Origin of the sequence: Microbacterium sp. K35, assembly GCF_004794375.1 — a bacterium.
In the GTDB taxonomy this organism is placed as follows: Bacteria; Actinomycetota; Actinomycetes; order Actinomycetales; family Microbacteriaceae; genus Microbacterium; species Microbacterium sufflavum.
The window spans coordinates 1-11,188 of the sequence record NZ_SSDM01000116.1; the positions used below are offsets into that span (position 1 = coordinate 1).

General features: G+C 72.0%; 9 protein-coding genes. 5 read left to right on the top strand and 4 right to left on the bottom strand.

Annotated features, from left to right (window positions below):
* The first annotated feature begins 271 nt into the window (after window positions 1–271).
* Together DW299_RS03375 and DW299_RS03380 are read left to right on the top strand one after the other, a co-directional pair.
* The gene (locus tag DW299_RS03375) at window positions 272–1,756 is read left to right on the top strand and encodes a CoA-acylating methylmalonate-semialdehyde dehydrogenase (protein WP_136031148.1); all 1,485 of its coding nucleotides are present in this window, start codon (window positions 272–274) and stop codon (window positions 1,754–1,756) included.
* Window positions 1,757–1,781: 25 nt separating this feature from the next.
* Window positions 1,782–3,170: an aspartate aminotransferase family protein gene (locus tag DW299_RS03380; protein WP_136035661.1), complete on the top strand. Its 1,389-nt coding sequence runs from the start codon at window positions 1,782–1,784 to the stop codon at window positions 3,168–3,170.
* Window positions 3,171–3,191: 21 nt separating this feature from the next.
* On the opposite strand, the gene DW299_RS03385 is transcribed toward DW299_RS03380, so the two are convergent.
* Window positions 3,192–3,464 carry a metal-sensitive transcriptional regulator gene (locus DW299_RS03385; protein ID WP_045255889.1) on the bottom strand — a complete coding sequence of 91 codons (273 nt, stop codon included), beginning with the start codon at window positions 3,462–3,464 and terminating at the stop codon, window positions 3,192–3,194.
* Window positions 3,465–3,500: 36 nt separating this feature from the next.
* Between DW299_RS03385 and DW299_RS03390 the strand changes: the two genes are divergently transcribed.
* Window positions 3,501–4,778 carry a DUF445 domain-containing protein gene (locus DW299_RS03390; protein WP_136035663.1) on the top strand — a complete coding sequence of 426 codons (1,278 nt, stop codon included), beginning with the start codon at window positions 3,501–3,503 and terminating at the stop codon, window positions 4,776–4,778.
* Between the two features lies 1 nt (window position 4,779).
* Entirely contained in the window at window positions 4,780–5,697 is a 918-nt protein-coding gene (locus tag DW299_RS03395; RefSeq protein WP_136035665.1) for an arginase family protein, read from the top strand.
* Window positions 5,698–5,769: 72 nt separating this feature from the next.
* Here DW299_RS03395 and hutI read toward each other — a convergent pair whose 3' ends face one another.
* Genes hutI through hutH form a run of 3 tightly spaced genes read right to left on the bottom strand, consistent with a single transcriptional unit; the run spans window position 5,770 to window position 10,173 of the window.
* Window positions 5,770–6,951 carry an imidazolonepropionase gene (gene hutI, locus DW299_RS03400; protein WP_136035667.1) on the bottom strand — a complete coding sequence of 394 codons (1,182 nt, stop codon included), beginning with the start codon at window positions 6,949–6,951 and terminating at the stop codon, window positions 5,770–5,772.
* 23 nt (window positions 6,952–6,974) lie between these two features.
* The gene (hutU, locus tag DW299_RS03405) at window positions 6,975–8,639 is read right to left on the bottom strand and encodes a urocanate hydratase (protein ID WP_136035668.1); all 1,665 of its coding nucleotides are present in this window, start codon (window positions 8,637–8,639) and stop codon (window positions 6,975–6,977) included.
* Complete coding sequence (hutH, locus tag DW299_RS03410) at window positions 8,632–10,173, bottom strand: histidine ammonia-lyase (protein WP_136035670.1); 1,542 nt, start codon at window positions 10,171–10,173, stop codon at window positions 8,632–8,634. The genes hutU and hutH overlap by 8 nt, the downstream gene beginning before the upstream one ends.
* Window positions 10,174–10,226: 53 nt before the next feature.
* On the opposite strand from hutH, the gene DW299_RS03415 reads away from it, so the two are divergent.
* Window positions 10,227–11,030, top strand: coding sequence for an IclR family transcriptional regulator (locus DW299_RS03415; protein WP_240745304.1), 804 nt, complete (start codon window positions 10,227–10,229; stop codon window positions 11,028–11,030).
* Window positions 11,031–11,188: the final 158 nt, after the last annotated feature.

Consider the following 11,188-nt stretch of genomic DNA (forward strand, 5'->3'; position numbering starts at 1 on the left):
GGACGCGTGCACCCAGCGCACGTCCGCGTCCAGCGCCGCCCCGCCCACGAGCACGCGCGGCGCACCGTCCTGCACCACGGGGAGCGCGACCACGTCCGCGACCCGCAGCAGCGGCGATCCGTGTCGCTCCGGACGATCTGTCTCGGACGGGGTGAACTCCCGACGTTCTGACACTCCGCATCTCCTGCCGGCTCTGTGACCATGGACTCAACCCAGCGTAGCGAGCGCCGGTCAGAGTGTCCGGTCACGCGCATCACCCAGCGGAGGAACCGTGGACATCGTCCGACACATCATCGACGGCAGCGAGACCGCGGCGGCACGCCGCACCGCCCCCGTGTACGACCCCGCGACGGGCCGGATCACGAAGCAGGTGGCGCTCGCCGACGCCACGGAGGTCGAGGCCGCCGTCGCCGCCGCGGCCGCGGCGCTCCCCGCGTGGCGGGCCACCAGCCTGATCAAGCGCGCCGACGTGTTCTTCCGGTTGCGGCAGCTGCTCGCCGACCGCACGTCCGAGCTCGCGGCGATCGTGACATCCGAGCACGGCAAGGTGCTCTCCGATGCGGCGGGCGAGGTGTCGCGCGGCATTGAGAACGTCGAGTTCGCCGCCGGGCTCGTGCACCTGCTCAAGGGCGAGCGCAGCGAACAGGTCGCCCGCGGCGTGGACGTGCACTCCGTCAAGCAGCCGGTCGGTGTCGTGGCGGCCATCACCCCGTTCAACTTCCCGGTCATGGTGCCGCTGTGGATGGTCGCGTCCGCGATCGCGTGCGGCAACACGGTCGTGCTCAAGCCCAGCGAGAAGGACCCCTCCGCCGCGGTCTGGCTCGCGAAGCTGTTCCGGGAGGCCGGGCTCCCCGACGGCGTGCTCAACGTCGTGCACGGCGACCGGGAGGCCGTCGAGACCCTGCTCGACTCGCCCCGCGTGGATGCGGTGAGCTTCGTCGGCTCCACCCCCATCGCGCGCTCGATCTACCGGCGGGCGTCGGCCGCGGGCAAGCGGGTGCAGGCGCTCGGCGGCGCGAAGAACCACATGGTCGTGATGCCCGATGCCGACCTCGACGCCGCGGCCGACGCGGCCGTGTCCGCCGCCTACGGCTCCGCGGGTGAACGCTGCATGGCGGTGTCGGTGCTGGTCGCGGTCGGCGACGTGGCCGACGACCTGGTGGCCGCGGTCGCCGCACGCATCGGCGGACTCCGGATCGGCCCCGGCACCGACGCCGCGAGCGACATGGGACCGCTCATCACGCGCGAGCACCGTGACGCGGTCGCCTCGTACGTGCACGGCGCACCGGCGGAGGGCGCGACGGTCGTCGTCGACGGCACGCGGCAGGAGTTCGACTCCGACGGGTTCTTCCTCGGCGTGAGCCTGCTCGACCATGTGCGTCCCGGCATGGCCGCGTACGACCAGGAGATCTTCGGCCCGGTGCTGTCGGTCGTCCGTGTGGACACCTACGCCGACGCGGTCGCCCTCGTGAACGCCAACGCCTACGGCAACGGCACCGCGATCTTCACGCGCGACGGCGGCACCGCCCGCCAGTACGAGTTCGACGTCGAGGTCGGCATGGTGGGGGTGAACGTGCCGATCCCTGTACCGATCGGCGCGTACTCGTTCGGCGGATGGAAGGACTCGCTGTTCGGCGACTCCCACATCTACGGTCCCGAGTCCATCCACTTCTACACCCGCTCGAAGGTCGTCACGACTCGCTGGCCCGACCACACCCCCTCCCAGATCGACCTGGGCTTCCCGAGCAACCACTGACCACCGCGACCGGAGGGCACGACTCATGACCACCTACACCGATCGGCACGGCGCCACCCTTCCCCTGCCCGATGCGGCGGCCGACGCGCGCGTGCGTTCCGACGACCGCTCGCACGTCTTCCACTCCTGGAGCGCGCAGGCCGCGATCGATCCGCTGCCCGTCGCCGCGGGGCACGGCTCCACGTTCTGGGACTACGACGGCAACGCCTACCTCGACTTCTCCAGCCAGCTGGTCAATCTGAACCTCGGTCACCAGCACCCCGACCTCGTGGCCGCCATCCAACAGCAGGCGGGGCGGCTCTCGACCATCCAGCCGGCCATGGCCAACGACGTCCGCGGCGAGCTCGCCCGGCTGATCTCCGAGGTGGCGCCCGACGGCTTCGAGAAGGTGTTCTTCACCAACGGCGGCGCCGAGGCGAACGAGTACGCGGTGCGCATGGCACGCCAGTCCACCGGTCGCCGCAAGGTGCTGTCGATGTACCGCAGCTACCACGGCTCCACCTCGACCGCGATCTCGCTCACGGGCGACCCCCGCCGCTGGGCGAACGACACCGCCGACGCGGGAGCCGTGCGCTTCTTCGGCCCGTACCTGTACCGCTCCCCGTTCCACGCCGAGACGCCGGAGCAGGAGGCCGAGCGCGCCCTCGCCCACCTGGAGCAGACCATCCAGCTCGAGGGACCGCAGACGATCGCGGCGATCATCATCGAGACGGTCGTCGGCACGAACGGCGTGCTGGTGCCGCCGCCCGGCTACCTCCCGGGGGTGCGCGAGCTGTGCGACCGCTACGGCATCGTCTACATCGCCGACGAGGTGATGGTGGGGTTCGGACGCCTGGGCGAGTGGTTCGGCATCGACGCGTTCGGCGCGCAGCCCGACCTCCTCACCTTCGCGAAGGGCGTGAACTCGGGCTACGTGCCCCTCGGCGGTGTCGTGATCTCCGACCGCATCGCCCGCGCGTTCGACACGATGCCGTTCGCGGGCGGGCTCACGTACTCCGGGCATCCGCTGGCGTGCGCGGCCGGCGTCGCGACGTTCGAGGTGTTCCGCCGGGACGGGATCCTGGAGCGCGTCCGCGACCTCGGCGAGCGCGTCGTCGAGCCGACCCTGCGCTCCTGGGTCGAACGGCACCCGTCCGTGGGCGAGGTGCGGGGGCGCGGGCTGTTCTGGGCGGTCGAGCTCGTGCGGGATGCGGAGACCAGGGAGCCGCTGGTGCCGTTCAACGCCGCGGGGGCCGACGCTGCGCCCATGGTCGCGTTCGCCGCGGCCGCTCGACGCGCAGGGGTCTGGCCGTTCACGCACTTCAACCGCATGCACATCGCGCCGCCGCTGGTGATCGAGGAGGAGGAGCTGCGGCGCGGGCTGCGGGTGATCGACGAGACGCTGGCCGTGGCGGACGAGGTGGCCGCCGGCTGAGGAGCCGGGCGGCCGGCGGGACTACTTGGAGTCGAAGTCGAACGCCTTGAGCAGTTCCAGGACGGCCTTGTCGCGCTCCTCGCCGCCCTCCTCGAACATGTGGGTCACGTGCGTGCGCAGGTGGTTCTCGAGCAGCAACCGGTTGAGAGACTCGAGGGAGCGCTGGATCGCCCGGGACTGCGTGATGATGTCCATGCAGTACTCCTCGTTCTCGATCATCCGCGCGACGCCGCGCATCTGACCCTCGAGGATGCTCGTGCGATGCAGGGCGCGCTTCTTGATGTCTTCGATCACGTATCGAGGGTACTCGCACCGTGAAAGGATGACGTCATGCCGCGAACACCCACGACGCTGCTCTCCCTCGCCGATCAGGAACGGCGGCGAGCGCTGCGGCGGATGAAGGCCGTCGCCCTCGGCGCCCTGCTGTTCATGGCCCTCGCGTTCGTGATCGCCTTCGCGTTCCAGGAACGCATCGGCTGGCTCTCCTACGTGCGCGCGGCGGCCGAGGGCGGCATGGTCGGTGCTCTCGCGGACTGGTTCGCGGTCACGGCGCTGTTCCGTCGCCCGCTGGGGCTGCCCATCCCGCACACGGCGATCATCCCCAACCGCAAGGACGAGATCGGCCGTACGCTCGGCGAGTTCGTGGAGACGAACTTCCTGGCCGCCGACGTGGTGCGCACGAAGCTGTCGACCACCGCGATCGCGCGCCGCGCCGGCGAGTGGCTGCGGGAGGAGCCCCATGCGGAACGCGTCGCCGCGGAGGGCGCGACGATCGCGACGGCGGTGCTCAACGCCCTGAGCGACGACGACGTCCGTGACCTGCTCACGGATCTCGCCCGTGAGCACCTGGTGGCGCCGGAGTGGGGTCCGCCCGCCGGGGCCTGGCTGGAGAAGATCGTCGAGTCCGAGGCGCACCACGGCGCCGTCGACCTGGCGGCCGACAGCATCGAGCGCTGGCTGGAGGCCAACGCCACCTCGTTCACCGGGCTCGTGTCGCGACGCCTCCCCGGCTGGGTTCCGAAGCTCGCGCATCGGTTCGTCGACGACACGGTGTACAACGAGGCCCTCAAGTTCGTGCGCGCCGTGCAGGCCGATCCGCACCACCCGGCACGCCTGGCCGTCGACGGCTATCTGGCCCGGCTGGCCGACGCCCTGCAGAACGACCCGGCGACCCGCGCGAAGCTCGAGAGCGCGAAGGCGTCGCTGTTCGACAGCCCCCGGGTGGGAGCGCTGGCCGCCGAGGCCTGGAACACCGCGAAGAACGGACTGCTCACCTCGCTCGCCGATCCGGAGAGCGGACTGCGGAGCCGGGCGGTGCAGGCGCTGCAGGAGGTGGGCGGGCGCCTCACCACGGACGCCGCCCTGCAGCGTCGCGTCGACACCTGGGGGTCCGACGCCGCGGTCTTCCTGGTCGAGCGCTACCGTCATGACATCGCCTCGATCATCACCGACACCGTGGAGCGCTGGGACCCCGCCGAGACCACCGAGAAGATCGAGCTGATGGTGGGCAGGGACCTGCAGTACATCCGCCTGAACGGCACCGTGGTGGGCGCGCTCGCGGGCCTGGCGATCTTCACGCTCGCGCACGCCCTGATCCCGGGAGTCTGACATGGCACTGTCCCACGACCCGCTCTGGCCCCGTGCCGGATCCTGGCCCGCGTTCGGTGCCGCGGCCGACGCCGTGCTGCTGGGCGTGCCGACCTGGCGCACCTCGCTGTCGCCCACCGGAGCGCACGCGACTCCCGCCGCGATCCGCGAGGCCCTCCCCCGCTACGGGACCGCACTGATGGGTCCGCCGCCCCTCGACCTGAACGAGCTGCTGCGCATCGCCGACGCCGGCGACGTCGCCGAGCCGGACGGTGCCGAGGGCGAGTCGGAGGTGATCGCCCGCGTGCGAGAGCTCTCGGAGGCGGCGGAGCTCGTGGTCGCCCTCGGCGGAGACAACTCCCTGACGTACCCGGTCGCTCTCGGCGCGCGGGCCACGGGGCTCATCACGTTCGACGCGCACTTCGACCTCCGCGACGGCGTGTCCAACGGCAGCCCGGTGCGGCGCCTGGTCGAGGACACCCCGGTGGCGTCGCTCCTGCCGACGACGCGGCTCGACCCCACCAGGGTCGTGCAGATCGGGATCGCGGACTTCGCGAACTCGGTCGCCTACGCCCGACGCGCGGCCGAGTGGGGCATCCGGGTGATCACGCTCGACGAACTGCGGCGGCGGGGTGCCGCCGACGTGGTGACCGAGGCGCTGGAGGTCGCGGGGGCGGGCGCCGACCCGCGCGTGCACCTCGACGTCGACGTGGACGTGTGCGACCGCGCCGTCGCTCCCGGCTGTCCGGCGAGCGTCCCCGGTGGGCTGCAGGCGTGGGAGCTCCGCGCCCTCACGCGTGCCGTGGCGTCGGATCCCCGCGTCGTGAGCGCCGACATCGCCGAGGTCGACGCGACCGCCGATGCCGCCGACGCTCGGACGGTGCGACTCGCTGCCCTGTGCGTGCTGGAGCTGCTGACCGGGCTCGCGCTCCGGCGATGAGGATCGTGCCGGCGAGGCCGGCGAGGGTGTCCGCGGCGGACGCTGTCCGCTCCTGAGCCGGAGCGCGGGCGGTCAGCCGACCTCGACGCCGTCCTTCCACACCCGGTGCACGAGCGGAACGCCGGGGCGGTAGGCCAGGTGCACGCGGCTCGGCGCCTCCAACAGCACCAGGTCCGCGCGTGCACCCGGTGCGAGCGTGCCGATGTCGTCTCTGCGCAGGGCGCGGGCGCCGCCGGCCGTGGCCGCCCACACCGCTTCCGCCGGGGTCATGCCCATATCGCGCACGGCCACGGCGATGCAGAACGGCATCGACGAGGTGAAGCTCGACCCCGGGTTGGTGTCGCACGCGAGCGCCACGGTCACCCCCGCATCGAGCAGTCGTCGCGCGTCCGGGTACGGCTGACGCGTCGAGAACTCCACCCCGGGCAGCAGGGTGAGCACGGTGTCGGATCCGGCGAGCGCCGCCACGTCCGCATCGGTCAGGTAGGTGCCGTGGTCGATCGACGCGGCGCCGAGCTCGACGGCGAGCTGCACCCCCGCGCCGGGGCCGAGCTGGCTGGCGTGCACCCGCGCGCCCAGTCCCCGGGCGATGCCGGCTTCCAGCACGCGCCGCGACTGCGCGGTGGTGAAGGCGCCGGTCTCACAGAACACGTCGATCCACCGGGAGTGCGGCGCACAGGCGTCGAGCATGGGACCCGCCACTAGGTCCACGTACTCGTCGGCGCGATCCGCGTACTCCGGTGGCACGACGTGCGCTCCGAGGAACGTGACCTCGGGCGTGATCTCGGCGGCGAGCCGCACGAGCCGTTCCTCGTCCTCGACGCTCAGCCCATACCCGCTCTTGATCTCGACGGTCGTGGTGCCCTGCGCGAGCATCTCGTCGCGGAACCGCCGCAGCCGCAGCCGCAGCTCGGCGTCCGTCGCCGCCCTGGTCGCGGCCACGGTGGAGCGGATGCCTCCGGCGGTGTACGGGCGCCCCGCCATGCGGGCCTCGAACTCGGCGGCGCGGTCGCCCGCGAACACGAGGTGGCTGTGGCTGTCGACGAACCCGGGGATCACGGCACGTCCGGCAGCGTCCACGACCTCGAGGTCTGCCAGCCCGGCGGTGCGCGCCGCGGCATCGCCAGCGGGGCCCGTCCAGACGACGCGCCCCTCGTCGAGGAGCACAGCTGCGTCGACGGCGGTACCGCAGGGATCGCGGTCGCTCACGACGTTCGTGGTGAGTTCGCCGATGCGGGTGATGAGCGTGGGCATGCGGTCTCCTGGGTCCGGGCGGGTCAGAGCATCGGGATCGTCAGGCCGCGCTCGCGCGCCACCTCGCGGGCGTGCTCGTACCCGGCGTCCACGTGCCGCATCACGCCCGTCCCCGGGTCGTTCGTCAGCACTCGCGCGAGCTTCTCGGCCGCGAGGTCCGTGCCGTCCGCGACGGTCACCTGGCCCGCGTGGATCGAGCGCCCGATGCCGACGCCGCCGCCGTGGTGGAGCGACACCCAAGAGGCGCCCGAGGCCGTGTTGAGCAGCGCGTTGAGCAGCGGCCAGTCGGCGATCGCGTCTGAGCCGTCCTTCATCGCCTCGGTCTCGCGGTACGGCGACGCCACCGACCCGGCGTCGAGGTGATCACGACCGATCACGATCGGCGCGGACAGCTCCCCCGAGGCCACCATCTCGTTGAACTTCAGCCCGGCGAGGTGCCGTTCCTGGTAGCCGAGCCAGCAGATGCGTGCCGGGAGGCCCTCGAACTGCACGGAGGACCCGGCCTTGTCCAGCCAGCGACGGAGGGCGGTGTCCTGCGGGAACAGCTCGGCGATCGCGCGGTCGGTCTTCGCGATGTCGGCGGGGTCGCCGGAGAGCGCAACCCAGCGGAAGGGCCCTCGACCCTCCTCGAACTGGGGACGGATGTAGGCGGGTACGAAGCCGGGGAACGCGAACGCGCGGTCGAATCCGCCCAGCTCGGCTTCCGCGCGGAGGGAGTTGCCGTAGTCGAACACGGCCGCCCCGTCGTCGAGGAACCCGACCATCGCCTCGACGTGCGCCGCCATCGACGCCCGCGACCGTCGGGTGAACTCCTCCGGGTCCCGCGCGGCTTCGGCTCGCCAGTCCGCCACGGATACGCCGACGGGCAGGTAGGCGAGCGGGTCATGCGCGCTGGTCTGATCCGTCACGATGTCGATGGGCACTCCGCGGCGCCGCAGCTCGGGGAAGATCTCGGCGGCGTTGCCGACCACGCCCACGGAGCGCGCCTGTCCCGCGTCCTTCGCGGCGACCGCTCGGGCGACGGCGGCGTCGAGGTCGTGCGTGTACTCGTCGAGGTAGCCGTGTTCGACGCGACGCGCAAGCCGAGTCTCGTCCACGTCGACGATCAGCACGGCCCCCTCGTTCAGCGTCACGGCGAGGGGCTGCGCGCCCCCCATGCCCCCGGCGCCGGCGGTCAGCGTGAGAGTGCCGCGCAAAGAATCGCGTCCGAGCGAGCGGGCGACGGCCGCGAACGTCTCATACGTCCCCTGCAGGATCCCCTGCGTGCCGATGTAGATCCACGACCCCGCGGTCATCTGCCCGTACATGGTGAGCCCGAGCTCCTCCAGCCGACGGAACTCGGGCCACGTGGCCCAGTCGCCCACGAGGTTCGAGTTCGCGATGAGCACGCGGGGCGCCCACTCGTGCGTGCGGAACACGCCGACCGGCTTGCCCGACTGCACGAGCAGCGTCTCGTCGGGCTCGATCTCGTCGAGCGTGCGGACGATCGCCTCGTATGCGGCCCAGCTGCGCGCCGCGCGGCCCGTCCCGCCGTAGACCACGAGCTCTTCGGGGTGCTCGGCGACCTCGGGGTCGAGGTTGTTCATGAGCATGCGCTTGGCGGCTTCCGCGCCCCAGCTCTTGGCGGTGCGGGTGTTCCCTCGCGGTGCGCGGACGGTGCGGCTCTTTGGTTCGACGGTGTCACTCATGCATGTGCTCCTTTGCGATGCGGGCGACCTGGCCCGACTGGACGAGTGCGGTCACGGCTTCCATGTCCGGCGAGAGGTAGTGGTCGGGGCCCGGACCGGCGGCGACGGTCCGCACGAGGTCGCGGACGGCGCCGGTCGCGGCTCCGGCCTCGAGGGGCGCGCGCAGATCGAGGGCTCGCGCAGCCGTGAGGATCTCGATCGCGAGCACGCGCGACAGTCCATCGATCGCACGGCGCAGCTTGCGGGCGGCCGCCCAGCCCATCGAGACGTGGTCCTCCTGCATCGCCGACGACGGGATCGAGTCGACCGAGGCGGGCACGGCCAGGCGCTTGAGCTCGGAGACGATGCCCGCCGCGGCGTACTGGGCGATCATGAGGCCCGAGTCCACTCCCACCTCCGCGGCCAGGAAGGGCGGCAGTCCGTGGCTGCGCGCGGGGTCGAGCGCGCGATCGGTGCGGCGCTCCGACACCGAGGCGACGTCGGCGACCGAGATGGCCAGGAAGTCCAGCACGGCGGCGACGGGTGCGCCGTGGAAGTTGCCGTTGGACTCGATGCGGCCGTCGAGGGTGATGACCGGGTTGTCGATCACGCTGGAGAGCTCACGCAGCGCGATCGTCTCGGCGTGCGCGACCGTGTCCCGGGCGGCCCCGTGCACCTGCGGAGAGCACCGGAGGGAGTAGGCGTCCTGCACACGTCCGTCTTCCGGCCCCTTGTGGCTGGCCACCATGGGCGAATCGGCGAGCAGCGCGCGAAGGTGTGCCGCCGAGATCGACTGTCCTGCCTGCGGACGCAGCGCCATCAGGTCCGCAGCGAAGACGGCGTCGGTACCGAGCTGCGATTCGATGGACATCGCCGCGGCCACGTCAGCCGTGAGAAGAAGTGTGTCGAGGTCGTGCAGGGCCAGCGCCAGCATGCCGAGCATGCCGTCCGTGCCGTTGATCAGCGCGAGGCCTTCCTTCTCGACCAGTGTCAGCGGAGCGATCGCCGCGGCAGCCAGGGCGTCGGCGGCGGGGACGAGAGTGCCCTGCGCGTCGCGCACGTCCCCCTCCCCCATGGTCGCGAGCGCGATGTGGGCGAGGGGCGCCAGATCGCCGGAGCAGCCGAGGGAGCCGTACTCGCGCACGACCGGTGTGATGCCGGCGTTGAGGAGCGCCGCGTACGTCTCCACCACCGCGGGCCGCACCCCGGTGCGACCGGAGGCGAGGGTCTGCAGGCGCAGCAGCTGCAGTCCGCGGACCACCTCGCGCTCGACCTCCGGACCGGTACCGGCGGCGTGCGAGCGGATCAGACTCGCCTGCAGCTGCAGACGACGCTCGGGCGCGATGAACGTCGTGGCCAGCGCGCCGAAGCCGGTCGACACTCCGTAGTGCGGGTGCGGATCCGACGCGAGCCCGTCGATCACACGACGGGTCTCGGCCACCCGCTCCAGGGCATCGGCGGGAACGACGACGGGTGCTCCGTGACGAGCCACGCGGACGACATTCGCGAGAGACACGGGACCGCGACCGACGACGACGGGGGTGGAAGAGCTCATGGATCCGATTCCACACCCGACGGCCCCGTCGCGCGGTGTCTTCGTGAGATCCTGTGTCTGTGATCCCAGACAGCAGCGAGCGCGCCGTGGCCGGTACGAGCGTGCCGGCCGCCGACCAGACGCTGCGGATCCTGAGCCACCTGGCCACCCGTCCGGCGCCGGTCGCGGCGTCGGCGATCGCGCGGGAGCTCGGGCTTCCGCGGTCCACCGTCTATCACCTGCTGAACACGCTGGCCGCCCGGGGCTTCGTGATCCACCTTCGCGACGACCAGCGGTGGGCGCTCGGCACCGCCGCGTTCGAGCTCGCGGGCGGGTATGCCCGTCAGCAACCGCTCGCCCGTCTCGGCCGGCCGATCGTCGCGGCGCTCTCCGACCGCCTGGGAGAGAGTGCGCACCTCGCCGTGATGAGCGGCAGTGACGTGCTGTACATCGTGGAAGAACGTGCGGCCCGACGCCCGGCCCTGGTCACCGATGTCGGCGTGCGCCTCCCCGCTCATCTCACGGCGACGGGCCGCGCCATGCTCGCCGCGCTGCCCCGTGAACAGATCAGGGCGCTGTATCCCGGGCCCTCGGCGTTTCCGGACCGGACGGGTCGCGGTCCTCGTCGGCCGTCGGAGCTGCGTGAGCTGCTGCGGCAGGTGAGGGAGCGCGGGTACGCCACGGAGGACGGCGAGGTCGCGGACGGCCTGCGGTCCGTCGGTGCCGTCGTCGCGGATCGCACAGGATGGCCTGTCGCTGCGGTGGCGGTCACCTGGGCCGGCGACAGCCGTGACGCACCGCAGGACGGCCGCGACGCAGCACTGGCCACGGAGGTCCGCGAGGCTGCAGCGCTTCTCGAGGCCCGCACGACGCGTTGAGGCCGTGCCCTGCGCGCGCAGGTTCGGCGGCGCGGCCCGTTAACGCAAGGCGGCGCGGCCCGTTAACGCAAGAAGGCCACCCAGCATTGGGTGGCCTTCTTGACTAAAAGGAGTCCGGCGGTGTCCTACTCTCCCACAGGGTCCCCCCTGCAGTACCA

What these genes read in the sequence shown, in the direction of transcription:
- DW299_RS03380 (WP_136035661.1), top strand. Translation starts at nt 1,782, where the DNA reads ATGACCACCTACACCGATCGGCACGGCGCCACCCTTCCCCTGCCCGAT.
- DW299_RS03390 (WP_136035663.1), top strand. Translation starts at nt 3,501, where the DNA reads ATGCCGCGAACACCCACGACGCTGCTCTCCCTCGCCGATCAGGAACGG.
- DW299_RS03395 (WP_136035665.1), top strand. Translation starts at nt 4,780, where the DNA reads ATGGCACTGTCCCACGACCCGCTCTGGCCCCGTGCCGGATCCTGGCCC.
- hutI (WP_136035667.1), bottom strand. Translation starts at nt 6,951, where the DNA reads ATGCCCACGCTCATCACCCGCATCGGCGAACTCACCACGAACGTCGTG.
- hutU (WP_136035668.1), bottom strand. Translation starts at nt 8,639, where the DNA reads ATGAGTGACACCGTCGAACCAAAGAGCCGCACCGTCCGCGCACCGCGA.
- hutH (WP_136035670.1), bottom strand. Translation starts at nt 10,173, where the DNA reads ATGAGCTCTTCCACCCCCGTCGTCGTCGGTCGCGGTCCCGTGTCTCTC.